The 24,767-nt window shown below is 57.3% G+C and carries 24 protein-coding genes; 13 read left to right on the top strand and 11 right to left on the bottom strand.

From position 1 onward, the window contains the following. Positions 1-55 precede the first annotated feature (55 nt). Entirely contained in the window at positions 56-1,180 is a 1,125-nt protein-coding gene (locus ACRZ91_RS15210; RefSeq protein ID WP_010438354.1) for an ABC transporter permease, read from the top strand. Position 1,181: 1 nt separating this feature from the next. Beyond that, positions 1,182-1,970: an ATP-binding cassette domain-containing protein gene (locus ACRZ91_RS15205; RefSeq protein ID WP_010438358.1), complete on the top strand. Its 789-nt coding sequence runs from the start codon at positions 1,182-1,184 to the stop codon at positions 1,968-1,970. 36 nt (positions 1,971-2,006) lie between these two features. Here ACRZ91_RS15205 and ACRZ91_RS15200 read toward each other — a convergent pair whose 3' ends face one another. Genes ACRZ91_RS15200 through ACRZ91_RS15180 form a run of 5 tightly spaced genes read right to left on the bottom strand, consistent with a single transcriptional unit; the run spans position 2,007 to position 6,204 of the window. Beyond that, positions 2,007-2,549 (bottom strand): DUF3833 domain-containing protein, encoded by a 543-nt coding sequence (locus ACRZ91_RS15200; RefSeq protein ID WP_170774592.1) that lies wholly within the window; start codon positions 2,547-2,549, stop codon positions 2,007-2,009. Then, the gene (locus tag ACRZ91_RS15195; RefSeq protein WP_480906826.1) at positions 2,546-3,163 is read right to left on the bottom strand and encodes a DUF3833 domain-containing protein; all 618 of its coding nucleotides are present in this window, start codon (positions 3,161-3,163) and stop codon (positions 2,546-2,548) included. The genes ACRZ91_RS15200 and ACRZ91_RS15195 overlap by 4 nt, the downstream gene beginning before the upstream one ends. After that, positions 3,160-4,383, bottom strand: coding sequence for an MFS transporter (locus ACRZ91_RS15190; RefSeq protein WP_480906823.1), 1,224 nt, complete (start codon positions 4,381-4,383; stop codon positions 3,160-3,162). Before ACRZ91_RS15190 ends, ACRZ91_RS15195 begins: the two co-directional genes overlap by 4 nt. Beyond that, positions 4,383-4,919: a hypothetical protein gene (locus tag ACRZ91_RS15185; protein WP_480906820.1), complete on the bottom strand. Its 537-nt coding sequence runs from the start codon at positions 4,917-4,919 to the stop codon at positions 4,383-4,385. The genes ACRZ91_RS15190 and ACRZ91_RS15185 overlap by 1 nt, the downstream gene beginning before the upstream one ends. Continuing rightward, complete coding sequence (locus tag ACRZ91_RS15180) at positions 4,876-6,204, bottom strand: NAD(P)/FAD-dependent oxidoreductase (RefSeq protein ID WP_480906817.1); 1,329 nt, start codon at positions 6,202-6,204, stop codon at positions 4,876-4,878. The genes ACRZ91_RS15185 and ACRZ91_RS15180 overlap by 44 nt, the downstream gene beginning before the upstream one ends. 183 nt (positions 6,205-6,387) lie before the next feature. Between ACRZ91_RS15180 and ACRZ91_RS15175 the strand changes: the two genes are divergently transcribed. Further along, positions 6,388-7,113, top strand: a complete 726-nt coding sequence (locus tag ACRZ91_RS15175; protein WP_480906814.1) for an SDR family NAD(P)-dependent oxidoreductase — start codon at positions 6,388-6,390, stop codon at positions 7,111-7,113. Between the two features lie 2 nt (positions 7,114-7,115). Here the strand turns inward: ACRZ91_RS15175 and ACRZ91_RS15170 are convergent, their stop codons facing one another. Continuing rightward, the gene (locus ACRZ91_RS15170; RefSeq protein ID WP_480906811.1) at positions 7,116-7,403 is read right to left on the bottom strand and encodes an I78 family peptidase inhibitor; all 288 of its coding nucleotides are present in this window, start codon (positions 7,401-7,403) and stop codon (positions 7,116-7,118) included. 129 nt (positions 7,404-7,532) lie between these two features. On the opposite strand from ACRZ91_RS15170, the gene ACRZ91_RS15165 reads away from it, so the two are divergent. Beyond that, the gene (locus tag ACRZ91_RS15165; protein ID WP_010438374.1) at positions 7,533-8,645 is read left to right on the top strand and encodes an S-(hydroxymethyl)glutathione dehydrogenase/class III alcohol dehydrogenase; all 1,113 of its coding nucleotides are present in this window, start codon (positions 7,533-7,535) and stop codon (positions 8,643-8,645) included. Between the two features lie 53 nt (positions 8,646-8,698). Here ACRZ91_RS15165 and ACRZ91_RS15160 read toward each other — a convergent pair whose 3' ends face one another. Beyond that, a complete protein-coding gene (locus tag ACRZ91_RS15160) occupies positions 8,699-9,637 on the bottom strand; it encodes a DMT family transporter (RefSeq protein WP_170780235.1) in 939 nt (312 codons plus the stop codon). Positions 9,638-9,834: 197 nt separating this feature from the next. Here ACRZ91_RS15160 and ACRZ91_RS15155 point away from each other — a divergent pair, with 197 nt between their 5' ends. Next, positions 9,835-10,302, top strand: coding sequence for a DUF1203 domain-containing protein (locus ACRZ91_RS15155; RefSeq protein WP_480906807.1), 468 nt, complete (start codon positions 9,835-9,837; stop codon positions 10,300-10,302). Here ACRZ91_RS15155 and ACRZ91_RS15150 read toward each other — a convergent pair. Next, a complete protein-coding gene (locus tag ACRZ91_RS15150) occupies positions 10,299-11,291 on the bottom strand; it encodes an ABC transporter ATP-binding protein (protein ID WP_480906919.1) in 993 nt (330 codons plus the stop codon). The two genes, ACRZ91_RS15155 and ACRZ91_RS15150, sit on opposite strands and share 4 nt — an antisense overlap. Positions 11,292-11,378: 87 nt before the next feature. On the opposite strand from ACRZ91_RS15150, the gene ACRZ91_RS15145 reads away from it, so the two are divergent. From ACRZ91_RS15145 to polA, 3 genes are all read left to right on the top strand, one after another. Next, positions 11,379-11,564, top strand: a complete 186-nt coding sequence (locus ACRZ91_RS15145) for a zinc-finger domain-containing protein (RefSeq protein WP_010438384.1) — start codon at positions 11,379-11,381, stop codon at positions 11,562-11,564. A 40-nt stretch (positions 11,565-11,604) separates the two neighbouring features. After that, the gene (locus tag ACRZ91_RS15140) at positions 11,605-12,270 is read left to right on the top strand and encodes a YrbL family protein (protein ID WP_480654632.1); all 666 of its coding nucleotides are present in this window, start codon (positions 11,605-11,607) and stop codon (positions 12,268-12,270) included. A 104-nt stretch (positions 12,271-12,374) separates the two neighbouring features. Then, complete coding sequence (gene polA, locus ACRZ91_RS15135) at positions 12,375-15,176, top strand: DNA polymerase I (protein ID WP_480906804.1); 2,802 nt, start codon at positions 12,375-12,377, stop codon at positions 15,174-15,176. Positions 15,177-15,212: 36 nt separating this feature from the next. Here the strand turns inward: polA and ACRZ91_RS15130 are convergent, their stop codons facing one another. Continuing rightward, positions 15,213-15,443: a DUF2798 domain-containing protein gene (locus ACRZ91_RS15130; protein WP_010438389.1), complete on the bottom strand. Its 231-nt coding sequence runs from the start codon at positions 15,441-15,443 to the stop codon at positions 15,213-15,215. Positions 15,444-15,515: 72 nt separating this feature from the next. Beyond that, positions 15,516-16,271: a hydroxypyruvate isomerase family protein gene (locus tag ACRZ91_RS15125; protein WP_480906801.1), complete on the bottom strand. Its 756-nt coding sequence runs from the start codon at positions 16,269-16,271 to the stop codon at positions 15,516-15,518. 95 nt (positions 16,272-16,366) lie between these two features. On the opposite strand from ACRZ91_RS15125, the gene ACRZ91_RS15120 reads away from it, so the two are divergent. Beyond that, entirely contained in the window at positions 16,367-17,425 is a 1,059-nt protein-coding gene (locus ACRZ91_RS15120) for a DMT family transporter (RefSeq protein WP_480906798.1), read from the top strand. Here the strand turns inward: ACRZ91_RS15120 and ACRZ91_RS15115 are convergent. After that, a complete protein-coding gene (locus ACRZ91_RS15115; protein WP_480906795.1) occupies positions 17,383-17,961 on the bottom strand; it encodes a DUF1285 domain-containing protein in 579 nt (192 codons plus the stop codon). The genes ACRZ91_RS15120 and ACRZ91_RS15115 overlap by 43 nt on opposite strands. Positions 17,962-18,025: 64 nt before the next feature. Between ACRZ91_RS15115 and ACRZ91_RS15110 the strand changes: the two genes are divergently transcribed. The 4 genes from ACRZ91_RS15110 to ACRZ91_RS15095 are packed head-to-tail and all read left to right on the top strand — an operon-like array spanning position 18,026 to position 24,703. Beyond that, the gene (locus ACRZ91_RS15110; RefSeq protein ID WP_480906792.1) at positions 18,026-19,033 is read left to right on the top strand and encodes an AAA family ATPase; all 1,008 of its coding nucleotides are present in this window, start codon (positions 18,026-18,028) and stop codon (positions 19,031-19,033) included. Continuing rightward, positions 19,030-19,905, top strand: a complete 876-nt coding sequence (locus ACRZ91_RS15105) for a DUF58 domain-containing protein (RefSeq protein WP_480906789.1) — start codon at positions 19,030-19,032, stop codon at positions 19,903-19,905. Before ACRZ91_RS15110 ends, ACRZ91_RS15105 begins: the two co-directional genes overlap by 4 nt. Further along, a complete protein-coding gene (locus ACRZ91_RS15100; RefSeq protein WP_480906786.1) occupies positions 19,902-22,664 on the top strand; it encodes a DUF4159 domain-containing protein in 2,763 nt (920 codons plus the stop codon). The genes ACRZ91_RS15105 and ACRZ91_RS15100 overlap by 4 nt, the downstream gene beginning before the upstream one ends. Next, positions 22,661-24,703 (top strand): hypothetical protein, encoded by a 2,043-nt coding sequence (locus tag ACRZ91_RS15095; protein ID WP_170703555.1) that lies wholly within the window; start codon positions 22,661-22,663, stop codon positions 24,701-24,703. The genes ACRZ91_RS15100 and ACRZ91_RS15095 overlap by 4 nt, the downstream gene beginning before the upstream one ends. Positions 24,704-24,767 lie beyond the last annotated feature (64 nt).

Genomic DNA, 24,767 nt, shown 5'->3' with positions numbered 1-24,767 from the left:
TGCCCGTTTTGACTTTCAGACGCAAAATCACTGCATAACTCGGAGGGGCGTTCTTATGAGCGAGTCTGCTCAAAATACGGCTGTAACCGACGAACGGATCAAAGAGATTTCTCCGCTGCGCAAGGCGCTGATCCGGCCGGAACTTGGAGGGATGGTCGGCACGGTCGCTGTGTTCACCTTTTTCCTGCTCTTCGCTTTCGACAGCGGGATGTTTAACGCACAGGGCATGATGAACTGGTCGGTTGTATCAGCGCAGTTCATGATCATCGCCGTGGGTGCTTGTCTTCTGATGATCGCCGGTGAGTTTGACCTGTCAGTCGGTTCGATGATCGGCTTTTCAGGGATGATGATCGCAATCTTCTCGGTCACACTGGCCTGGCCGGTCTGGATGGCCATCATCGTTACCTTCGCCATGGCATTGGCAATTGGGGCGCTGAATGGTTGGATCGTGATCCGTACTGGGCTTCCCAGCTTCATTGTCACCCTGGCCTTCTTGTTTATCCTGCGTGGTTTCACAATCTTCCTGCCACAGGTGATCGAACGCAAAACCATCATTGGTGGTGTAAAGGACGCGGCCGAGGGTGATTGGCTGGCGCCAATCTTTGGTGGCAAAATCCTGCAAGGTTTCTTTCAGTGGATGGGGGACGCCGGGATCATCGCCGTGTTCGAACGTGGCACGCGTCAGGGTCAGCCCGTCGTGGATGGGGTTCCGATGCTGATTGTCTGGGCGATCGTGTTGATCATCTTTGGCCATGTGTTGCTGACCAAAACCAAATTCGGAAACTGGATTTTCGCATCGGGTGGTGATGCTGAGGCGGCCCGTAACTCGGGTGTTCCCGTGAACCGGGTCAAAATCCTGATGTTCATGTTCACCGCCTTCTGCGCCACGATCTTCGCCGTCTGTCAGGTCATGGAGTTCGGATCTGCTGGTGCCGATCGGGGTCTGCTGAAAGAGTTCGAAGCAATCATTGCCGTTGTCATCGGTGGCGCGCTTCTGACCGGAGGCTACGGTTCGGTTCTGGGTGCTGCGCTTGGCGCGTTGATCTTTGGCGTCGTGCAGCAGGGCTTGTTCTTTGCCGGAGTCGAAAGCTCACTGTTCCGGGTGTTCTTGGGGGTGATCCTGCTGGGGGCCGTGATCCTTAATACCTATATTCGCCGCATCATCACAGGGGAGCGTTGATATGAATCCCGAACATGCACCCATCATCCAGATGAAGAACATCGAAAAGCACTTCGGCAGCGTGATCGCACTGGCAGGTGTCTCGGTGGATGTGTTCCCCGGTGAATGTCATTGTCTTCTTGGCGATAACGGCGCGGGTAAGTCGACCTTCATCAAGACTATGTCCGGGGTACACCAGCCCACCCATGGCGAGATTCTGTTTGAAGGCCACCCCATGCATTTCGCGGACCCGCGCGATGCGATCGAAGCCGGGATCGCGACAGTGCACCAGCATCTGGCGATGATCCCTCTGATGTCGGTTTCTCGCAATTTCTTCATGGGCAACGAGCCGGTCAAGAAGGTCGGTCCTATCCAGCTTTTCGATCATGACTATGCCAACAAGGTCACGATGGAAGAAATGAAGAAGATGGGCATCAACCTACGTGGACCCGATCAAGCGGTTGGCACGTTATCGGGTGGTGAACGCCAAACTGTTGCCATTGCGCGTGCTGTGCATTTCGGGGCTAAGGTGTTGATCTTGGACGAACCGACTTCGGCCCTTGGTGTGCGCCAAACGGCCAACGTGCTGGCGACGATCGACAAAGTGCGCAAGCAGGGCATTGCCGTTGTCTTCATCACCCATAACGTTCGTCATGCATTGGCAGTGGGTGACCGATTCACGGTTCTAAACCGTGGCCAGACGCTAGGTACGGCGCAGCGTGGCCAGATCACCCCTGAAGAGCTGCAGGACCTGATGGCCGGTGGTCAGGAAATGGTCGAGCTGGAAGGCAGCTTGGGCGGAACTGTTTGAGCTTATTACACCCCGCTGGCTGTATTGGCGGGGTGGCTACTTTTTCTCAAAGAACAAAATGACCTCACCCAACCTCACGCCATATCGTGAGACATAGGCTCGGTTCAGTAGCCGGTCATCGGACAAGAGCCACATCCAGTCATCGAAATTAACCCGCATAGTGCCGTCTTTAACCGGCAGATCGATTTTGTATTTCCAGTTAAACGTATCGCCTCGCTCAACCCCGCTGGCAGTGCCCAGCACACCGGGCGCGGTGCCGGTCCAAGTGTCTTCGCCGGTTTTGGTCAGAGTCCAAATCCGTTGCTCGGTGGCGCCATCGTCGTAGACGAAATCCTCAACAAGCGTCAGGGTCTCACCGTCCCACTTGCCGTCAATATCGACCGTGAAGCGACGAGGGACGTTGCCCAGCAAATCCTGAAACTGGCCGTAGGCGACGGTCTTACCTTCAAAGAATTCCTCAAGGTTCAACTGGCGATCTGACAGGAACGTGTTAGGGACGCGGGGTTTACCCGCGCAGGCGGCAAGCGTCGCCAGCCCCGCGAGGGCGACGATCGCAACAAGAGTGCGGCGGGTGATCATTGCAAAATCCGTAGATCAGAGTCTGAATCATGCACATTTGCGCCATGCAGATGGGTCGACTTGACCTCGGGGGCCGGGCGCATCGTGGCGACCAACTCGGCAACCTTGATCCCGAATTTGCGCATCTCGGAACGGTTCATGATCACCCCATTTTCAGTCAGGTACATCCAGTCCGTCACATCCAGTGTGTGCCCGCCCGCATCTTCGGGCAGGATGATGCGATAGGTCAGCTTGACGGTTGCGCCCGAGATCACCCCTTTGCCCTCGCCCACAATATCATCGGCGGTGGCGGTGAAGGTGTTCCCGGTGCCTAGCGTCAGATACCATTTGCGGGTCATATGTTTGCCATTGGAATAAGTGAAATACTCGGACAACGTGCCGGTGTTGCCCTCCCATTCGCCGACCATTCGCGCGACAAAGCTGTTCGACATCTTGCCGTTCGGGCCATAGATCAGCCCTTCCGATAGGATCTCTCCATTCAGGTTCTTCTTCAGCGAAAACTCAGGCCCGGTCCCGCTGTAGTCGGACGGTGATTGCGACCGGAAGCTGAGGAAACGGTTCTTCACAGCGAACACAGCAAAAATGGCGAGCAGACAGAACAGGAGCGTTTTCATTTGGCAGAGACCTCTGTCGGGAGCGTCAGGACCAAGCCAAACGCTCCAAGTTTAAGAATGCAGGGCAGGACAGCATAGGCGAGGGTAAGTGTGTTCAAAGCCTCAGTCGAATTTGCCTGTCCGGGGGTGAAGCCGCTGCGTTCAAGCAGCGGCAGAGTGAAAAAGGCAGCCAGCGCGAGCCCAAGCTTGCCTGCGAAGGACCAGATGCCGAACGCGGCTGACGCGTTCAACCCGGCGCGGGTTAGAACGACCGAGAACATGGCTGGCAGGACAACCATATCTGCCCCAAGTGCCGCGCCGGATGCCAGGCAGATGATCGCGAAACCGGCCAGATTGCCGGGGGCCAGAAGCGCGGCCCCGACAAAACCGAGAATGGCCAGCGGCATGGCAATCATCAGAGTCTGTTTCGGGCCAATTCGGTTGCTGAGCTTTGCCCAGAACGGCACGCTGAGTCCCGCGCTGAGGAAAAACAAGATCAATAAAGGCCCCGCTTTGCCTGGCAGTTGCAGTTTGTCTTCGACAAAGAACAGGAACAGGGTTGAGGTGATCGCAACGGGTAGGCTGTTCACCAACGCCAGAGCGAGTAGACGTAAAGCCCCCGCCTGCCCAAGGCCCGCGAAGGACAGCCCGTGCCCAGTGATAGGAGTGCGTCGCCACATTGGCAATGTCACGGCCAATGTCACGACCGCCAGAATTCCCAGGAACACACCAAAGGCCGGATATCCTTGTGCACCAGCACCAACAGCTACGAACAGGGCGGGTGCAGCGGCGGCGATTATCACGCCGGTCAGTTGCCCACCCTCTCGGAAGGCAGCCAGAGTCATTAACTCTTTCGGGTTGGCCTGTTTTGCAAGCGTTGCGCTGCGTCCGTAGAGCAGGATGGTTCCGAGGCTGTAGGCTGAAAACAAAAGGATCAAAATAGATACTAATACGGGAATACTGGCCCCTTCCGGCAGTCCGAAAAGCAACGGAAATCCGACCGCCAGGCCCAGCGCTGCGGCGGTGGCGAACAGGATCTGCCTGCTTGGCCAGTGATCAATCGCCCAGCCGATTAGTGGATCCTGCACCAGATCGACTAGCCGGATGACCAGCAGAACGGTCCCGATCACACTTAGCCCGATACCAAGATTTACTGCCGCAAACCGAGGCAAATGGATGTATAGCGGGATACCCGCCGCAGCCAGCATCAACGCGTAGAGGCTGACCCGCGGATACAGCATCAGTTGCCTCGCAATGTCCGGGTGAATGATGCCGACCGGGTGTTGTCGCCCAAAAAGATCGACATGAAGCTGCGTTTGATGCCCGGATAGGACATGGTGCAAACTTTGCGCCCGTTCAGCCAGAACCCAACCTTGTTTGGCCCTTGCGAGATTGCAAGATAGCGATCGCCTTTGCTGACGGCGTCGAAACAGACCTCAAGTTGGCTGCGCACGGGGGCGGCACGTCCGATCCGCTTCATCTCGTCCAAGGTGGAGTTCACCAGAGCCTTTTTGGACAGGTTTCGGCGATAGCGCAGTTCAAGCCCGAAATCCTGGCTCCAGTTCAGAGGCGTGCCGCCTGGGGTGAACAGCTGCGCATCGTATATCGGGAATCCCAAATAGCGGAACGTCGCTGAGCCGCGTAACTCAGCATCGTTTAGGGCACCAAAAACGGGTGACGCTGCCAGTCCTCCGGGGGCTAGCAGCACCAGCGACACCAGTGTCGCGGCGAGTTTAGGCTGAGGCAGGAACGGCGAGTTCTTTTTCAGAGATATCATTGTCAGCTCCGATTATCTGCGGGGTGCCAGTTATGCGCTCAACCACGTGCATGGCACTGGCGATCCCGTCTTCGTGAAAGCCATGCCGGTTATAGGCACCAGCAAACCAGGTTCGGTTCTGTCCCTGAAACTGACGAATCTGCCCTTGAGCGCGCAAGGCGGCTTTGTCGAATACCGGGTGTGCGAATTCGACCTCGTCATAGATTTTGTCGGCAGGAATGTCTGATGCGGCGTTCAGGGTCACGAACAGCGGATCACTGTCGGGGATGTTCTGTAGCCGGTTCATCCAATATGTGACCCCAACATTGCCTTTTTGCGACCGGTAGGTCCAACTGGACCAGCAGGCACGCCGCCGTGGCATCTGGCGGGGATCACAGTGAAGAATGGCATTGTTCGGCTGATACTTGATCGCACCGAGAGCATGTTTTTCCGCCTTTGTCGCCGCATCACCTAAAATGACAAGGGACTGGTCTGAATGGGTGGCCATAATGATCTCATCAAACAAATCAGTCTCGCCACCTGCATGTACGGTGACGCCCAGATCATGCCGTTCAATCCCTTGTACGGGTGAAGCTAGACGAATATCGCTGCCTCGCTTGCGCAAAGCTGCCTCGATCCGACGGACATATTCGATGCTGCCGCCTTTCACGGTGTACCACTGATGCTGATTGGCGCGGCCGGAAGCCAACAGAGCATGGTTGCGGAAGAATTGGACCAAAGAGCGGGCGGGGAATTGATCGACAAACTCAACCGGTGTTGACCAGATCGCGCCGCACATCGGCATCAGGTAATTGTGCCGAAACCAGTGGCCGAGGCGCAGCTGATCCACCAGTTCTCCGATCGTGGTGTCATCGTCCTGCGCGGCTTCGGGAGCTTCTTTTCCAAAGCGCAGGATGTCGGCGATCATCTTGTAATAGGCTGGACGCGCAAGATTGCGTTTCTGCGCCGTCAGTGTGCGCAGGTTGTTCAGCCCGTATTCGATGCGGCCATTGTCGATGGTGGCGCCAAAGCTCATTTCGCTTTTTGTGACGGGCACGTTCAATTCATCGAATAATCGCGTCAGATAAGGGTAGGTGACGTAGTTAAAGACGATAAAACCGGTATCGACCGGCTGATCACCATTCTTACCGGCCATTACCGTACGGGCATGGCCACCAAGTCGAGGTTCAGCCTCGAACACGGTGACATCGTGATTTTCAGAAAGGTAATAAGCTGCGGAGAGACCTGAAATGCCTGCACCAATAACTGCGATTTTCTTGCGTACGCACCGGGTTTCGTCGAACATTCCATCCTCGTTATTCGGCTTTTACAATAGGATACGCAGGTAATGGTGTACTGGATCAACCGGGGTAGAAGTTTTTTTCCATCGCACTACGTGATGATGACTGACCTATGCTCAGAACACTACGCGTGATCCAAAGTATTCATCGCGCCGTATTGAACTCAGCGGTGCGAAAAAGGCCCTTAGATGAGCAAATTTGACGGAAAGACCTATTGGATCATCGGTGCCAGCGAAGGGCTGGGCAAAGCGCTGGCCGAGGCGCTTAGCCGTCAAGGGGCGCGTCTTATCTTGTCGGCGCGCAATGCGTCACGACTGGCCGAGATTTGTGAGAAGTTGCCCAATACACGTGCTGTCCCATTTGATGTGACCGATCTTGATGCTGTCTGCCGTGCTGTGGTTGAGGTCGGCGCATTTGATGGGCTTGTCTACAATGCGGGCACCTATGATCCGATCAATACTGCCGATTGGAATACCGAAGCCGCCTTGGCGATCAGTGACGTAAATTATTCCGGCGCATTGCGTGTTCTGGGCGAAACGGTGCCTGACTTAATTCACAAGGGAAACGGAGACATCACCCTAATCGGATCGCTAGCCGGGTATCATGGGCTTCCCAATGCGATCTCTTACGGCTCCAGCAAAGCTGCCCTGATCTCGCTGGCCGAGACGATGCGCCATGATTTGGCAGGTACAGGCGTCACTGTCCGGATCGTCAATCCGGGATTCATCAAAACCCGTCTAACCAACAAGAACAGTTTTAACATGCCCATGATAATGACGCCCGAAGATGCTGCTGATCGGGTGGTCCGGGCGATGTCCCACCGCCGATTCCGTACCGATTTTCCGGCCCCATTTTCTTGGATTATCCGCCTGATCGACTACTTGCCTGACATTCTGGTCTATCGGGGCAAGTGATTTCATCCGCAGGTAAGTCTTTGAATGGTGCCTGAGCCATTCACATAGACGTTTAGCCGATCGATGCGATAATCCTGAGTGGCGATATCATCCGGGCCTAGAACGCGTGACCGTTCGGGAAGTTGCGCCTGTATGGTTGAGACCGGCTGGCCGATTGCATCAGCAAAAGGTTCACCCTTACAGAAGGCCAAATCGACAGCCACATCTTCCGCTGCAAGCGTTTCATTTTGCGGAACAGAGCCTTCGGTACATGCGGTTAATAGGATCAGGATCGGAAAAAAACGGTACATTGGCGCAGGACTTTCTGGTGGTGTCGTTTCTGAAATATCAAAGATTTAGCCAACCTGTCACGAAAGTGCAGTTGAAAAAACCCTGCAATTGACGCAGGGTCGGGCAAAACAGACAGGGAGATATGCACCATGCGAACCCGTGCAGCCGTTGCCGTTCAGGCAGGCAAACCTTTGGAAGTGATGGACGTGAACCTTGAAGGCCCCAAAGCGGGTGAGGTTCTGGTCGAGATCAAGGCGACAGGCATCTGTCACACCGATGAGTTCACCCTGTCGGGGGCGGATCCTGAGGGCCTGTTTCCCGCCATTCTGGGCCACGAAGGTGCAGGTGTGGTGGTCGAGGTTGGTCCGGGCGTGACCAGCCTAAAGCCGGGTGATCACGTCATTCCGCTTTACACTCCTGAATGTCGTGAGTGTGAATATTGTCTGCACCCCAAAACCAATCTGTGCCAGGCAATCCGTGAGACGCAGGGCCAAGGTCTCATGCCCGATGGCACTTCGCGTTTTTCGACGCTGGATGGTGATCCGATCCTGCACTACATGGGTTGCTCGACCTTCTCGAACCACACGGTTCTTCCGGAAATCGCGCTGGCCAAAGTGCGCGAGGACGCGCCTTTCGACAAGATTTGCTATATCGGTTGCGGTGTGACCACCGGTATCGGCGCGGTGATCAACACAGCCAAGGTAGAAATCGGCAGCCGTGCCATCGTGTTCGGTTTGGGCGGTATCGGCCTAAACGTCATTCAGGGCCTTCGCCTAGCTGGAGCTGATCAGATCGTCGGCGTCGACCTCAACCCGGCCAAGGTGGAAATGGCCACCAAGTTCGGCATGACTGATTTCGTCAATCCGTCCGAAGTTGAAGGCGATCTGGTGCCTTATCTGGTTAACCTAACCAAGGGCGGCGCGGACTATACCTTTGACGCCACCGGTAATGTAGGCGTGATGCGCGCTGCACTTGAGTCGGCCCACAAAGGCTGGGGTGAATCGATCATCATCGGCGTGGCGCCTGCAGGTGCCGAAATCTCGACCCGTCCGTTCCAACTGGTCACCGGTCGTTCTTGGCGTGGTACCGCATTTGGCGGCGCGCGTGGCCGGACCGACGTTCCGAAGATCGTCGATTGGTACATGGACGGAAAAATCGAGATTGATCCAATGATCACACACACCATGGGCCTGGATGACATCAACCACGGCTTTGACCTGATGCATAAGGGTGAGAGCATCCGATCGGTCGTCGTTTACTAAGGCTTTAAACCAATCGAACAAGCAGATGCGGCGCGCTTTCGGGCGCGCCGCTTTCATTCTCCCGGTCGTGTTGCGCCTGTGTCCGAGCGTGGGGATCGCACGCGCAATACCGGCGTATTGGCCGAAGTCGTGTTCGCCCGGCTTTCACGCCAAACCACAAAAACACCAGAAGCGATGATGATGCTTGCGCCGACCGCGACCCAGATATCCGGGTGTTCGCCAAAGAATATTACGCCGAAAATCGTAGCCCAGATGATTTGGCTGTACTGACTGGGGGCAACGGCCCCTGCCGGAGCGGCTCGGTAGGCGAGGATGATCAGGTGCTGTGCAATCACTGAGAGCACGCCGACTAATGCCATCATCGCCAGATGCAGCAGTGAGGGTGGTTGATACACTGCTGGTTGGGCGATGCTCATGACCACAATGGCGAGCAGCATCGGGTAGAGGATCAGAACAGCCGACCGCTCTTCATTGCCGATCTTGCGGACCAGAACCGAGGCGAACGCGCTGCAGAAGGCTGCGGACAGGGCTGCCAGATGGCCCAATGTAATATCGGTTGCGCCGGGGCGCAGAACGATCAGGACACCGATCAGGCCGACGCCGACTGCAGCCCATCTCTGGCCGCGGACCACTTCGCCAAGAATTGGGATCGAGAGGACGGTAACGATCAGAGGGAAGGAAAACAGCAGCGAATAGACCTCGGCCAACGGCAGGACCGAAAAGGCGTAGAACGCGCAGGACATCGCAGTGACCATCAAGGCGGATCGCAGCAGCACCAGCCACGGGTGGTGCGGCACGAAGTTGCCAGTCGTTCTGTCAGCCAGAATAGTCACTGCCATCGGAACAAACGAAAACAAAGTGGCAAAGAAAATAATCTGCAATACCGAATAGGTACCGCCCAACACTTTGATGAACACATCATGGGTGGCAAAGACGGCAAAGCCCAGGAACGCAAAGGCTAGCCCACGAAGGGTGGAGTTCTGAGCGCTCATATCAGAGGCCTCAATCACGGAAGAATTCGTTAGGGGTGTTTGTTGATTGCTTAGACTCAATTTGCCGCGACTGGTAGCCCTAATTTTACCGCTAACATCTCTTGGCAAGCTGCATTGCAAAATTTGCAATGCGCAGGAAACGGGTCGAACCAGGGGTAAGCGATGGTCATGATCTCTCAAAATCGAGGAGATACATCATGTACAGGATTTCAGGGTTACCGACCGAACAAGTTCAGGCCTACCGTTCCGGCGGGCCTGATGGTTATGGAAACCCGCCAGAGCGCGCTATTTCTGACGGTGGGGGAAATCCTTGCCGTCATTGCTTGAAATACATACCAGAGGGCAAAGAAATGCTGGTACTGGCGCACAGGCCCTTTGCGGAAACTCAGCCCTATGCGGAAACCGGCCCGATCTTTCTATGTGCCGAACCTTGCGCGCGCCACGAGGATGAAGATGGGGTTCCCGAAACGCTGATCAGCTCGCCGAACTACTTGATCAAAGGGTATGGATCGGACGATCGTATCGTCTATGGTACCGGCATCATTGCGCCTCAAGCGCAGTTTCAGGAAGCGGTCGCGAACATATTTGACCGTGCCGACGTTGCATACATCCATGTCCGATCAGCGCTGAACAACTGCTATCACGCGCGGATCGATCGTGCCTAAAGTTTGACGCGGTGCATCCCGCGACGCGGTTGGTTCGGGTCGTCGACTGGCAGGTCGTCGGCCCGGCTGGACGTGAGAGCGAGGAACACATCCTCAAGATCGGCCTCTTCGGTTCGCACATCCTGAATGCGGATACCGGCCTGACGTACTGCCTCCAATACCTGCTCAGCCGTGGTCAGATTGCTGTGATACTGTAGCACAAGATCGCCATTCTCACGTTGTGCCGCGGTCACATTTTCTGCCGTTGGAAGAGCCTGAATAGGGCTATCCGGCACAATCACCATGGTCCTGCTGTCCATGCGGCCCAACAGATTTGCGGTGCTGTCCTGGGCGATCTTTTCGCCGTGATTGATGATGGCGATCTCGTCACACATCTCCTGCGCTTCTTCCAGGTAATGCGTGGTCAGGATGATGGTCATGCCCTGTTCGTTCAGCTTGCGCACATTGGCCCACAGCATCTGCCGTAGTTCGATATCCACGCCCGCGGTCGGCTCGTCCAACACCAGAATCTTCGGATGATGCACCAACGCCTTTGCCAGCAGCAGACGCCGCCTCATGCCTCCCGACAGCGTGCGGGCATAGGCCTCGGCCTTGTCGGCAAGCCCTACGAGGTCGAGGATTTGGTCACTGCGCCGGTCTGCCTTGGGAATACCGTACAGTCCGGCCTGAACCTCTAATGCGCCGCGCGGCGTGAAGAATGGATCAAGGTTCAATTCTTGCGGCATCACGCCGATGGCGGCGCGGGATTGGCGCGGGTTCCGATCCTGATCAAAGCCCCAGATCGAAACGCTGCCCGAGGTTTTGACCACGAGCCCCGCCAGAATGTTGATGAGAGTCGATTTACCGGCGCCGTTTGGGCCAAGCAGGCCGAACACTGATCTCCGGGGCACTGTCAGATCGATACCTTTCAGCGCCTGTTTCTCGGGCTGGCCCTTGCTGCCGCGATAGGTCTTGCGCAGTGATTTGATTGTGATTGCCGCATCGGCCATGTGGCCCTTGCCCCCGGATTGCTCATCGCTCATAAACGCACCTAATACATGCCCGCGAGGCCGACAACCAAAGAAGGATCGCCAGCCGTGACCATCGAAGCGCCGGAAACCAAAATCGTGGAAACCACCCGCGTCGCCTGTGATGGCGGCGAGGGCGCGCTCGGCCATCCGCGTGTCTGGCTGCAGATCCCTGAAGACACCGGCTGGGTCGAGTGCCCCTATTGCGATTGCAAATACCTGCTGCGCGGTGCGATCTCTGGCCAGGACGCTTAAGGGCGGCCAGACGGCAGGCGGTCGTAATTGGCGAGGATAGATGATGCTGTTCACAGCCAAAACGATTGACCTTTCCGAGAGCCAGCCAATTGCCAACGGGACCGTTCGCAGTGTCTTTGATTTTCCCGGACAACCCGACCTTCTGATCAAGGTTTTCACCCGATCTCAAGACCGCGTTTCGCACAGGCTTGGCAAGCGACTCGTGTGGAGACTTTTCCCCGAGGCGCAATATCGCAGCACCCTGAAAGAACTGGAATGCGAGCTTCGCGTGTCGCTGAAACTCGGGGCGGATATTGAACACTCCCCCTTGTCCAGAATGTTGGGCGTGGTTCAGACCACGCGCGGGGCGGGCGTGGTTGTGGAGCGCATCGCAGGCCTTGATGGCGGGCTTGCGCCCAAGCTTAGTGAAGTCAGTCGCGGCGGGTTGGACGCCACGGCGTTGGAGGCGCTGAATGTCTTTGTCGGGCAGATGTTCGACCTTCATATTGTCGCGCGCGACATTAAACGCTCGAATATCGTATTCGGGACGCGGGGCGCAGGCCCAGCCTGTTTTCTGATCGACGGATATGGGGAGCGGAACCTCATCCCGCTGCGCAGCTTGTCCCGACATCTAAATGATCGCTCGCTGAACAAACAGTTTGCGATGATTGCGCAAAAAGCAGGTTTGACCTGGAATGCGGACCAGCGCGCTTTTTCAAATAGCTGAGACCAGTCTTCTGGCGTAATAGGTCGGAACGAATTGGCCAAGCGGCCTCGTCTTTCGTTCAGCCCTTCTGTACAACTTGGCGCAACCCAGCGCAGGAGCCTCATATGACTAGCACCCAATTCGGAAAAGGCTGCCATCTGCATCTAATTGATGGATCAGCTTTTATCTTCCGCGCCTATCATGCGCTGCCGCCTTTAACGCGGAAATCGGATGGGTTGCCGATTGGGGCCGTGTCGGGATTCTGCAATATGCTGCAGAAATATGTCGAAGGAAATTCCGGTCCTGATGCGCCGACTCATGTGGCGGTGATCTTTGACAAAGGCTCGCACACGTTCCGGAATGATCTGTACGACTTGTACAAAGCCAACCGTGAGGCGATGCCCGAGGATTTGCGCCCGCAGATGCCGCTGACCCGAGAGGCAACGAAGGCCTTCAATATCGCCTGCAAAGAGCTTGAGGGGTACGAGGCCGATGACATCATCGCCACCCTCGCCGTTCAGGCGCGTGAGGCCGGTGGGCGGGTGACCATTGTCAGCTCTGACAAGGATCTCATGCAGCTGGTGGGCGGCGGTGTTGAGATGCTGGATGCGATGAAGAACAAGCGCATTGATCACGATGGAGTCGTCGAGAAGTTCGGCGTCGGGCCCGAACGAGTTGTGGATGTGCAGGCTTTGGCAGGGGATTCAGTGGATAACGTGCCGGGTGCCCCGGGCATTGGCGTTAAAACGGCCGCGCTGCTGATCAATGAATATGGCGATCTGGAAACCCTGCTGGATCGCGCGGAAGAGATCAAACAGCCCAAGCGTCGTCAGACCCTGATCGAAAAGCGCGACCAGATCGAGCTGTCGAAGAAGCTGGTGCAGTTGGACGAAAACACCCCACTAGATTTCACGCTGGATGACTTGGAGGTGAAAGATCCCGATGCAGAGACCCTGCTGGGTTTTCTCGCTGAGATGGAGTTCCGCACCCTCACCAAGCGCATCGCCGACAAGCTGGGGGCCGAAGCCCCGGTGATCGCAGATGCCCCTGCGCCTGTTGAAGCGGAAGAGGCCGAGGCCCTGCCGTTTGACGCCTCGAAATACGAATGCGTGCGCGATGCTGCTGCTTTGCAGAAATGGATCGATCAGGCCTATGAGCGTGGCTGGATCGCGGTAGATACAGAGACCACCGGCCTGAATGAAATGATCGCCGATCTGGTGGGTATCTCGCTATGTGTCGAGGCCGGTGAGGCCTGCTACATCCCGTTGACCCATCGCGAAAGCGCGACCGATGATCTGTTTGGCTCCGACGCGATGGCCGATGGACAGATGCCGATGGATGAGGCTTTAAACCTGCTGAAACCGATGTTTGAGGATCCATCGATCCTGAAGATCGGACAGAACATGAAATACGACGCCAAGATCTTTAAGCGATACGGCGTCGACGTCGCCCCCATCGATGACACGATGCTAATGTCATACGCCATGCACGGCGGTGAGCATGGGCATGGCATGGATACGCTGTCAGAACGCTATCTGAGCCACACGCCGATCCCGATCAAGCCACTGCTGGGATCCGGCAAGTCGGCGATCACCTTCGACAAGGTTCCGATTGACGAGGCTACGGCCTACGCTGCCGAAGACGCGGATATCACCCTGCGTCTGTGGGAGCTGTTCAAGCCTCAACTGCATCAGGTGCAGGTGACCACGGTTTACGAAACCCTCGAACGTCCATTGGTGCCGGTTCTCAAAGAAATGGAGATGCACGGCATCAAGGTCGACCGCGATGTTCTTAGCCGCATGTCCAACGCCTTTGCCCAGAAAATGGCCGGATTAGAGGCTGAAATTCACGAATTGGCCGGTGAGAGCTTTAACGTTGGTTCGCCTGCTCAGCTGGGCGAGATCCTGTTCGACAAGATGGGTCTTGAGGGAGGCAAGAAGGGCAAAACCGGGAAATATTCGACCGGGGCCGATATCTTGGAGGATCTTGCCACCGAACATGAACTTCCCCGTCGGGTGTTGGACTGGAGGCAGCTCTCCAAGCTGAAGTCAACCTATACCGACGCGCTGCAAACACATATCAACCCGGATACAGGCCGGGTGCACACGTCTTATTCGATCACCGGGGCGAACACCGGCCGTCTGGCCTCAACTGATCCCAACCTGCAGAACATCCCGGTACGAACGGAAGAAGGGCGTCGCATTCGTGAGGCGTTTATTGCCGAACCGGGCAATGTGATGGTCAGTTTGGACTACAGCCAGATCGAGCTGAGGATATTGGCTCATATTGCGGATATTTCGACCCTGAAGCAGGCGTTTTCGGATGGTTTGGATATTCATGCCATGACCGCATCCGAGATGTTCGATGTGCCGTTGGATGAGATGACGCCTGATATCCGTCGTCAGGCAAAGGCGATCAACTTTGGTGTGATCTATGGTATCTCGGGTTTTGGCCTGGCCCGTAATCTGCGCATACCACGCGCCGAGGCGCAGGGATTCATTGACCGCTATTTCGAACGTTTCCCGGGTATTCGGACCTATATGGACGAAACTGTCGCATTCGCCAAAGAGCATGGCTATGTGCAGACTCTGTTCGGGCGGAAGATCCATACGCCAGAAATAAACGCAAAAGGCCCGCATGCAGGCTTCTCAAGAAGGGCCGCGATTAACGCTCCAATTCAGGGTACGGCAGCGGACGTGATCCGCCGCGCGATGGTGCGGATGCCTGATGCGATCAACGGATTGCCCGCCAAAATGTTGCTGCAGGTTCATGACGAATTGTTGTTCGAGGTGGCTGAGGATGCCGTGGATCAAACGATCTCAATCGCGCGCGATGTGATGGAGGGGGCGTCAGACCCGGCTGTCAAACTGGACGTTAATCTGTCTGTCGACGCCGGTCAGGGTGCAAACTGGGCCGAAGCGCACTAAGGGCGGCGCTGCTTATCAGGCCCTCTTTGCAGCGGGTCAGGCCTCGGGCCTGACCAGGCGCGCGATTAGTCGTTTTACGGATGGTCCCAGCGTCAGGATTACTGTGAAGGCGATTGGCCAGCAAAATGCCCATGAACCCATCCAATCCGCGAATGTCGACGGACCGAAGCCAATAGCCTTGACCGTTGCGATACCCGTGACGACGCAAGACATCAGGCCCGACATGATCAGGGCGAACAAAGCATTGGCAAAACGGGCGGGGATCATGAATGGTGTCCTTGGGTGTCGATGTTTTCAATTGCGACATTTCAGGAAGAAAATCCAGCCTTCTTCATGGCTTTACTGACGTAACCAGATCAAAGTGTCTTCGGTTCGCCGGGTTGAGGGCGTGTATTCGGCGCTGACCCAACCCTGATAATCAGATTGATCCATCGCCTTAAACAGGGCCGCGAAATCCATTTCACCTCGTCCGGGTTCTGAGCGATCTGGCGCGGCCCCAATCTGTGCGTGGACGATCTGAGCCTTGAAGCGGTCCCAGATTGTAAGCGCGTCGCCGTGGATCATTTGCGCGTGAAAGCTGTCATATTGCAGGCCAACATTTGGCCGTTCAACGTGATCGAGAACTTCTGCGGCAAGCTCATAGTCATTCAAGAAGTAGTCAGGTTGTGAAACGGGATTGAGTGGCTCGATCGTGAACATTTGGTCGGGCGCGAAATCTGCGGCCCATTGCAGGTTTTCAACAAAGCACGCAAGTGCTTCTTCTCCCGAGGCGTATCCCGCCATTATATGGATGTATTGTGGCTTTAGAACTTTGGCATAGCGCAGAACGCGCCGGATGTCGGATTGAAATCGGGCTGTGCCACCGGGAACGGCCGCATATCCCGGCTCGCCACCAGTATAGTTTGGCGGTGGAGCGTTGATCAGCACCAGTTCAAGCCCGTTCGCCAATAGCGCCCTGCGGGTTTCCTTGGCGGCCAGATCGTAAGGAAACAGAATTTCAATCGCCGTAAACCCGGCCTGTGCGGCGGCTGAAAACCGGTCGAGATAGGGCAACTCTGTAAATAATAGCGAAAGATTGGCGGCAAATTTGGGCATTGGGTGCGCGGTCTCCTGAGCGTCTGAGCATATCGACCAAGTTAGGCGGCTAAAAGAGTCGGAAAACGACAGTTTGTCGAAAATCGGCCAGATCAATGGCTTCGAATCAGAAAACCTTTGGTTCAAGCGGTGCCTCGGTGCAGGGGGCTGCGTCAACAAAAGGTCTGAATACGATGGCAATGAGCCCTGAACCCGCGCGCGGGAACACCCTTGCTGTATCCGACAACAGTCAAGCCGCGTTTACCGGGAACACGTTAGCGCTGGCATCAATGTTGACCTGGGCTGCGGGTTTTCCAGCCGCCGAAGTTTTGCTGCAAACCTGGCCGCCAATAGCGCTGTTTGCAGCGCGTATGATGCTTGCGGTTCTGGTTATGGTGCCGATCTGGATACTGTTGGATGGGCCAGCGCGCGTTCTGCGCGCCCGCTGGGGGCATGCTTTTTTTGTTGGCGGCTTGGGGATTGGAACAGGGATGTTCCTAATCCTTGTCGCGCAAAAGCTGACCGACCCTGTCACGGTTGCAATCATCGCTTCTTGCGCACCTCTGATCGCGACGCTTTTGGAACTGGCAGCAGGAACACGACGATTGCGGTGGAAATTTGCGATAGGTATGGGAATTTCGATCATAGGCGGATTGATTGCGACCAGCGCCGTCGCGCCTGCGCAGTTGGGGATCGGTGCGGTTTGCGCAGTGGTGTCGACCGCGCTGTTTTGTTGGGCCAGCATGGCAACGGCGCGCGATTTCCCCGAGCTCAGCCATCTGGGCCGTTGCACAATAACGCTTGTCGGAGGGTTGCTGACCGCGGTCGTACTGTTGCCGGTAGCCGGTTTTCTGGGGTTTGAAGTCATGCCCACACGGTCGGTCGACGCAGCACAGATGGGAATGTTGGTTTTCTATGCACTGTTCTCACTGGGCCTGAGCCAATTTTTCTTCATCGCATCTGTTGGGAAATTGGGAGTGGCGCTGGCCTCATTCCATATCAACATCGCGCCATTTTACGTGATGGTGATCATGATGGCGTTGGGAGAAGAGTGGAACTGGACCCGTGCGCTGGGTGCAGCGATAGTGGCGCTGGCGGTGGTGTTGGCACAAGACCGAAAGCCGCGACCGGTTCAATCTTCAAGTACAGCAGAGGCGATCAGCGGGAAAAACTGACCTTCGGACCAGACCCCGAACCAACCGTCATGATGGTTGCCGATCTCAACCAATCGGTAAAAGCTCTTGCGATCGATGCGCGCCTCCAGGTTGTCGCGAACCAATATGTAGGGTGACGGCTCATCTGTTTCCGCATCAAATACAATGCGGATTGGGTGATTGGGCCCGGCAGTGGCTGTATCGCCCACCTGCGTGGTAAACGTCAGGCGCTGGGCGTCGCTCTCACCATCCTGATCGAAATCGACGGCGATGAACGGCGCATCCTCGACGGTGATTCCCACCTTTTCGACCGGGGTAACCAGAAAATACTTGCCCTCTTCTTTCTTAAGAATTGAGGAAAATAGCTTCACAAGCTCGAACCGGGTGATGGGTGACCCTAGATAACTCCAAGTGCCATCTTTTGCGATCCGGATGTCCAGATCGCCGCAAAACGGAGGATTCCATAGGTGAACGGGCGGTAAACCCCGTGTTTTGGCCGCTTTGACCGATGCCGCCAGACCGTCGGGCGAGGGGGTCACGGGTTTTTGTCCGCTCATTGCTTTTGCCATTTCCTCTCAGCGCGATACACTTCAATCATAACAGTCCACGGAAGGGAACCTCATGTCCGAACCTGCCGACCTCGTGTCCGAGATCGAAGCGCTGGAAAACAAGCTGCAAGAGGCCAAAGCCTCGATCACCCGCCGCTTTATCGGGCAGGAAAAGGTCGTCGATCTGACCTTGACCGCCTTGTTGTGCGGCGGTCACGCGTTGTTGATCGGATTGCCGGGGCTTGGCAAGACAAGGCTGGTCGAGACGCTGTCGACGGTCATGGGCCTGCATGGCAATCGCATCCAGTTCACCCCGGACCTTATGCCAGCGGATATTCTGGGATCCGAAGTATTGGACACAGCCGAGGATGGCAGCCGCCATTTCCGGTTCATTTCCGGCCCGATCTTCTGCCAGCTGCTGATGGCGGACGAGATCAACCGCGCTAGCCCGCGGACCCAATCAGCGCTGCTGCAGGCGATGCAGGAACGCACGGTGACCGTTGCAGGAGAGGATAGGAACTTGGGCGTGCCATTCCATGTGCTGGCCACGCAGAACCCGATTGAGCAGGAGGGGACCTACCCGCTGCCCGAAGCTCAGCTGGACCGTTTCCTTGTGCAGGTTGATGTGGAATATCCGGATCGCCAGACCGAACGCGACATTCTGCTGGCCACAACCGGTGTCGAAGAAGCAGAGGCGCATCAGATTTTCACTAAGGAAGAATTACTGGCCGCACAGGTTCTGTTGCGCCGGATGCCGGTTGGAGAGTCGGTTGTCGAACTGATCCTCGATCTGGTCCGTGCCTTTCGCCCGGATGAGGCAGGCGCGTCCGAGCGGGTGAGGGAAACCGTCGCTTGGGGTCCCGGCCCGCGTGCTGCGCAGGCGCTGATGATGACCGTACGTGCCAATGCGATGCTGGAAGGTCGACTGGCCCCCAATGCCGAGGATGTGCTGACCATGGCGCGACCGGTTCTCAGCCACCGCATGGCGCTGAACTTTGCAGCCCGAGCACGGGGCGACAGCCTGTCTGACCTGATCGAGTCCACCGCCGCTGGTCTGGTCCGTACCGAGGCTGCGGCGTGAACGCCGCCCAGACCCTACGCGAACGATCCGAGGCCGAGGCGTCCCGGCTGCCGCCCCTTTTGGCGCGCGCCGAACATCTGGCCGGAACCGTGTTATTGGGAGATCACGGGCGCAGACGCTCGGGTCTGGGGGATGATTTCTGGCAATACCGTCCAGCGCAAATCGGCGACAGTCGCCGGATGATTGACCACAGGCGCTCGGCCCGTGGCGACCAGCAGTTTGTGCGCGAACGTGAATGGCAGATTGCGCAGTCGATCATGCTTTGGGTCGATCAGGGTGCGTCGATGCGGTTTGCTTCAGACAAGACCTTGCCAACCAAGATCGACCGCGCCCGCCTGCTGGGGCTCGCAACGGCCATCCTGCTTGTGCGTGGGGGTGAACGCGTTGGTCTGACGGGAACAACCCTGCCTCCGCGCAGGGGCAATGCACAGATCATAAGACTAGCGCAGGCTTGGTCAGAGGATGCGCAAACCGATTATGCACCACCCGAACATCGCGCGATGATCCCGCATGCGCGCGCGGTGTTTATCTCGGATTTCCTGGGGCCGCTGGATGAGGTTGAGTTGGCGCTTACCAAAGCAGCCGACCGAGGTGTTCGGGGCGTTCTAATGCAGCTTCTGGATCCCAGCGAGGAATCCTTTCCCTATTCCGGGCGTACCATCTTTGAAAGCGTCGGCGGCACTGCCCGGCATGAGACTTTGAAAGCTGCAGACCTACGAGATCGCTATTTGGATCGCCTTGCACGGCGTAAAGACGCATTGACGCATCTTTGCCGCGCGACCGGCTGGCAGATGGGGCTACACCATACGGGTGACAGTGCACAATCGGCTCTATTGTGGCTCTATCGCGCCTTGGATGGGGGGGCGCAATGACAGTTCTGGCGGGCATTGGCTTTACCGCGCCTTGGGTGCTGCTGGGGCTTTTGACCCTGCCGATCATTTGGTTGATCCTGCGCGCTGTCCCACCAGCGCCCATCCGCCGCCTGTTCCCGGCTGTGACGTTGTTGTTGGGCCTGAAGGATGACGAAAGTGTCTCGGACCGCACGCCGTGGTGGCTGTTGCTGCTCAGAATGCTGGCGGCTGCGGCAATCATCATCGGGCTAGCAGGGCCGGTACTAAATCCCTCGCGCGATGAAACCGGATCCGGGCCGTTGCTGCTGGTGCTGGATGCCAGCTGGGCAGGTGCGACGCGCTGGTCATCGACGCTGGATCAGATCGATGCACAACTGACCGAAGCCGGCCGTGCTGGTCGCCCGGTCTCGATCTTGCGCCTGACCGAACCTGAGCCCCCTGTGTTTCAGGCCGCCGAAGCTTGGCGCGGGCGATTGCCAGGTCTTACACCGATGCCTTGGCAACCTACCGAAGCACAGATTCCCCAAACTTTGGCCGCACTGGAGCAGGTAGAAGGTGGTTTTGACACCCATTGGTTCTCTGACCAGTTGGCGTTTGATGGTCATGATCGTCTGGTTTCGGCCCTGCAGGGGCGGGGCGAAGTGATCGTTTATCAATCCCCCGCATCCGCGACCGCGATCCTGCCTGCAACGTATCAGGACGGAGCGATCCAGCTTCGCGTTCTACGTGCCAATCCGGGCCCAGCCGAAAGCGTTACTGTGCTGGCGCAAGGGCGCGATCCAGCGGGCGCGATGCGCGTGCTGCAATCCACGTCACTGGAGTTTGAAAGCGGCTCTACACAGGCGCAAATCGAATTCGCGCTGCCCTCGGAATTGCGCGCTCGAATTACACGGTTCGAGCTTCAGGACCAGCGCTCTGCCGGCGCGGTGACTTTGACAGATGACAGCCTGAGGCGGCGCGAAGTGGCGCTGATTGCGGGCACGTTGAACCGTGAAGGGTTAGAGCTGCTTTCACCGCTCCACTATCTGACACAGGTGTTGATCCCAACCGCTGATTTTGTCGAAGGAGGTTTGACTGAAGTCCTCCCCGCCAACCCGGATGTGATCGTGCTCGCGGATGTGGCGAGGCTTTCTGATTCAGAACAGGCTGAGGTCATTGAGTGGGTTGAACAAGGCGGCCTTCTGCTGCGCTTTGCTGGACCGCGCATGGCCGCAAGCGATCTGGGTCGAGATGAAGAAGATGATTTGCTGCCGGTGCGTCTGCGTAGCGGTGGCCGTTCCGTCGGTGGCGCGATGAGTTGGGGCGAGGCCAAAGGTTTAGCGCCGTTCTCAGAAAACTCGCCATTCTACGGGCTAACCATACCCGAGGATGTCACGGTAACAACTCAGGTGATGGCACAACCAGACCCTAATCTGGCCGATCGGGTGATTGCGTCACTCTCCGATGGTACGCCTTTGGTTACCCGCAAACCCTTAGGATTGGGGCAGGTGGTGCTGTTCCATGTTACGGCGGATGCAGAATGGTCAAGCCTGCCGCTGTCTGGGCTATTTGTGGAGATGTTGGACCGGCTGGCCGTCGCTTCTGCCGCCAAATCTCGGCAAGAGGCGCAGATGCAGGGAACAGTGTGGGAGCCGGTTCAGATACTGGATGGTTTTGGTACTCTGACCGATGCCGGAACATTGGCCGGCGTGGATGGGGTCGAGCTGGTCTCGGGCCAGATCGGACCAGACTTGCGCCCGGGCCTATATGAAAGCGGCAAGCAGAAACTTGCACGGAATGTGTTGGCCGAGGATGCGGTGCTGACGCCAGCCGTTTGGCCTGCCGATGTCCCGATCCGGGGGCAGGATATCACAACAGAGACGCCGTTGGCGGGTCTGTTGCTTAGCCTTTCGCTTGTGCTGTTGACGATTGACGTGATCGCGTCATTGGCTCTTTCCGGACGTTTGGGTCTGGCGCGCGCGGCAGCCGTGATGCTGGGCGCATTGCTGCTTGTTCCGGATGCGCAGGCGCAGACGCCGGATGATACCGATTTCGCGCTGAATGCGACGCAGGAACTCGTACTGGCGCATGTGCTGACGGGCGATGCGCAAGTAGATGATATCGCGCTGGCTGGGCTGCGCGGGCTCGTGCAAACGCTGCATTATCGCACCTCGGTCGAGCCTGCTGATCCCATCGGGGTCGATCTGGAACGCGATGAGCTTGCGTTCTTTCCGCTACTTTATTGGCCGATCACAACCGATCAGCCACAACCTTCGGCCGAGGCCTATGCCAAGCTTAACGCCTATCTGCGATCAGGCGGGATGATCCTGTTTGACACGCGCGACGCCGACATCGCCGGTTTCGGGGCGTCAAGCCCCAATGGTCGCAAACTGCAACAGTTGGCTGCGCCGCTAAATATCCCCTCATTAGAGCCGGTTCCGCGTGATCATGTTCTCACTCGCGCCTTTTATCTGCTGCAGGATTTCCCCGGTCGCTATTCCGGCACCGAAGTCTGGGTCGAAGCTGCGCCGCCGAATGCCGAGCAGATCGAGGGGATGCCGTTCCGCAATCTCAATGACAACGTGACTCCGGTAGTGATCGGAGGGAATGACTGGGCTGGGGCCTGGGCGGTGGATCGCAACGGTCAGTCCCTTTTGCCTGTGGGTCGCGGCTATGCTGGCGAACGGCAACGTGAACTGGCCCATCGCTTTGGCGTTAATCTGGTGATGCATGTACTGACCGGAAACTACAAATCCGATCAGGTCCACGTGCCCGCCCTTTTGGATAGGTTGGGGCAATGACCGGTACCGTCATCTTTGATCCGCTGATCCCATGGCCCGTCTTGGCCGTTGTCGCCGCCATCGCGCTTGCCGGGGTAGTGCTGGCGCTCTGGCGTGGCTTGTCGGGTTGGGCGTTGCGTGGTTTGGCTGCTTTGGTTGTCCTCTCCGCACTTAGCGGTCCAGTATATCAGGTCGAAGATCGTGCGCCGCTCACCGATATCGTGCTGATGATCGAAGATGAAAGCGCCAGCCAAACCCTGTCGGATCGTGCTGAACAGACCATTCAGGCCGCAAACGAGCTTGCGGCTGAAATCGAAGCCCGCGACAATACCGAGCTACGCCGCATACGGGTTGATGACGGCGACGGGGATGAGGGCACGCAGGTCATGGCCGCTCTGAATGCGGCCCTCGCCGAAGAACCCCGGGCGCGGATTGCAGGCATCATCGTGGTCTCAGACGGTATAGTGCACGACGCAGACCAAGCTCCTGACCTACCTGCGCCGATGCACTTGTTACAGACAGGGCGTGCGAGTGATTGGGATCGTCGGCTGATCGTGCGCAATGCACCTGCATTCGCCATAATCGGAGAGCCTGTAACGCTTACCCTGCGCGTCGAGGATACCGGCGTAGCGCCTGTCGGTGTCACAAACGCCCCGCTTGAGATCTCAGTCGACGGTGCTGAGCCTGAGCGTTTCACCATTCCCATCGGTGTGGACGTAGAGTTGCCGATTACCTTGCCGCATGGTGGGCGAAACGTCATCCAGTTCTCGGTTCCGCAGGCCGAAGGCGAGTTGACCGAACGCAACAACACCGCCCTTATCCAGATGAACGGCGTGCGGGATCGTCTGCGCGTCTTGCTGGTATCGGGCGAGCCGCATCCTGGCGGGCGCACGTGGCGCAACCTGCTGAAATCCGACAGCTCGGTTGATCTGGTCCATTTCACCATCCTGCGGCCACCGGAAAAGCAGGATGGCGTGCCGGTGGATGAACTCTCGTTGATTGCCTTTCCAACGCGTGAGCTGTTTCTGGAAAAGATCAATGACTTCGACCTGATCATCTTTGACCGCTATAAGCGGCGCGGCATCCTGCCTGCGATCTATCTGGACAACGTGGGCGACTATATCGTCAATGGTGGGGCGGTGCTGGTCGCTGCGGGCCCCGATTTTGCCACCGCGGACAGCCTTTTCCGCTCTCCGCTTGGGCCAGTCCTGCCTGCAAAACCCAGCGCACGGGTCTATGAGGAACGGTATGTGCCTATGGTTACCGATCTGGGCCAGCGTCACCCAGTGACTACCGACCTGGGCGATTCTGAAACATGGGGCGCATGGCTGCGCCAGATTGACGTCAGCCAGCTATCCGGCGACATGCTAATGACCGGCGTGGATGACCGTCCGTTGCTAGTACTGGATCGCGTCGGCGAAGGACGTGTGGCGCTGATGGCCTCTGATCACGCTTGGCTGTGGAGTCGCGGTTTTGAGGGCGGTGGCCCCCAGTTGGAGCTACTCCGCAGGCTGGCCCACTGGATGATGAAAGAACCCGAGCTTGAGGAAGAGGCGCTGTGGGCCGAAGCGAATGGCCAGTCGATGCGTATCATCCGCCAGACGCTGGAGGATGAGGTTGGCCCCGTCACCGTCACCCGCCCTAACGGCGACACCTTGGATATCACGCTGAACGAGGTCTCGCCTGGTCGGTTTGAGGCGCAGTATTTCGGCCCCGAAATTGGCCTTTACCGTCTGGAAGAGGGTGAGCATTCCGCCGTGATTGGTCTTGGACCCGCCGCACCCAAGGAATTCGAACGCACTATCGCAACCGATGAAATCCTAAGCCCGGTTCTGGCCAGCCTGCGCGGCGGTACGATTTGGGTAGAAGAAGGTCTGCCCTCAATCCGGAATGTCCGAGTGGGCCGACCGGCGGCCGGGCGAGGTTGGATCGGCCTTACACCGCGTGACGCCTATGAAACCCGCGATGTAACGCAGGCCGGGTTGCTTCCACCCTGGCTGGTGCTGTTGCTGGCCGGTGGGTTCCTCTTAGCCGGTTGGTTGCGCGAGGGGCGTCGCTAACGCGGCTTAAGCACTTTTTCATGCTCTCCCGCGAGGCTCTGGGCAGATTGTCGCGGGAAATTAT

The organism is Ruegeria sp. O11, from assembly GCF_056535285.1.
This window is presented reverse-complemented; position numbering and strand designations above follow the sequence as displayed.

What these genes read in the sequence shown, in the direction of transcription:
- ACRZ91_RS15155 (WP_480906807.1), top strand. Translation starts at nt 9,835, where the DNA reads ATGTACAGGATTTCAGGGTTACCGACCGAACAAGTTCAGGCCTACCGT.
- ACRZ91_RS15110 (WP_480906792.1), top strand. Translation starts at nt 18,026, where the DNA reads ATGTCCGAACCTGCCGACCTCGTGTCCGAGATCGAAGCGCTGGAAAAC.
- ACRZ91_RS15160 (WP_170780235.1), bottom strand. Translation starts at nt 9,637, where the DNA reads ATGAGCGCTCAGAACTCCACCCTTCGTGGGCTAGCCTTTGCGTTCCTG.
- ACRZ91_RS15175 (WP_480906814.1), top strand. Translation starts at nt 6,388, where the DNA reads ATGAGCAAATTTGACGGAAAGACCTATTGGATCATCGGTGCCAGCGAA.
- ACRZ91_RS15150 (WP_480906919.1), bottom strand. Translation starts at nt 11,291, where the DNA reads ATGGCCGATGCGGCAATCACAATCAAATCACTGCGCAAGACCTATCGC.
- ACRZ91_RS15100 (WP_480906786.1), top strand. Translation starts at nt 19,902, where the DNA reads ATGACAGTTCTGGCGGGCATTGGCTTTACCGCGCCTTGGGTGCTGCTG.
- ACRZ91_RS15130 (WP_010438389.1), bottom strand. Translation starts at nt 15,443, where the DNA reads ATGATCCCCGCCCGTTTTGCCAATGCTTTGTTCGCCCTGATCATGTCG.
- ACRZ91_RS15205 (WP_010438358.1), top strand. Translation starts at nt 1,182, where the DNA reads ATGAATCCCGAACATGCACCCATCATCCAGATGAAGAACATCGAAAAG.
- ACRZ91_RS15185 (WP_480906820.1), bottom strand. Translation starts at nt 4,919, where the DNA reads ATGATATCTCTGAAAAAGAACTCGCCGTTCCTGCCTCAGCCTAAACTC.
- ACRZ91_RS15140 (WP_480654632.1), top strand. Translation starts at nt 11,605, where the DNA reads ATGATGCTGTTCACAGCCAAAACGATTGACCTTTCCGAGAGCCAGCCA.
- ACRZ91_RS15165 (WP_010438374.1), top strand. Translation starts at nt 7,533, where the DNA reads ATGCGAACCCGTGCAGCCGTTGCCGTTCAGGCAGGCAAACCTTTGGAA.
- ACRZ91_RS15125 (WP_480906801.1), bottom strand. Translation starts at nt 16,271, where the DNA reads ATGCCCAAATTTGCCGCCAATCTTTCGCTATTATTTACAGAGTTGCCC.
- ACRZ91_RS15115 (WP_480906795.1), bottom strand. Translation starts at nt 17,961, where the DNA reads ATGAGCGGACAAAAACCCGTGACCCCCTCGCCCGACGGTCTGGCGGCA.
- polA (WP_480906804.1), top strand. Translation starts at nt 12,375, where the DNA reads ATGACTAGCACCCAATTCGGAAAAGGCTGCCATCTGCATCTAATTGAT.
- ACRZ91_RS15195 (WP_480906826.1), bottom strand. Translation starts at nt 3,163, where the DNA reads ATGAAAACGCTCCTGTTCTGTCTGCTCGCCATTTTTGCTGTGTTCGCT.
- ACRZ91_RS15200 (WP_170774592.1), bottom strand. Translation starts at nt 2,549, where the DNA reads ATGATCACCCGCCGCACTCTTGTTGCGATCGTCGCCCTCGCGGGGCTG.
- ACRZ91_RS15120 (WP_480906798.1), top strand. Translation starts at nt 16,367, where the DNA reads ATGGCTTCGAATCAGAAAACCTTTGGTTCAAGCGGTGCCTCGGTGCAG.
- ACRZ91_RS15180 (WP_480906817.1), bottom strand. Translation starts at nt 6,204, where the DNA reads ATGTTCGACGAAACCCGGTGCGTACGCAAGAAAATCGCAGTTATTGGT.
- ACRZ91_RS15210 (WP_010438354.1), top strand. Translation starts at nt 56, where the DNA reads ATGAGCGAGTCTGCTCAAAATACGGCTGTAACCGACGAACGGATCAAA.
- ACRZ91_RS15095 (WP_170703555.1), top strand. Translation starts at nt 22,661, where the DNA reads ATGACCGGTACCGTCATCTTTGATCCGCTGATCCCATGGCCCGTCTTG.
- ACRZ91_RS15190 (WP_480906823.1), bottom strand. Translation starts at nt 4,383, where the DNA reads ATGCTGTATCCGCGGGTCAGCCTCTACGCGTTGATGCTGGCTGCGGCG.
- ACRZ91_RS15170 (WP_480906811.1), bottom strand. Translation starts at nt 7,403, where the DNA reads ATGTACCGTTTTTTTCCGATCCTGATCCTATTAACCGCATGTACCGAA.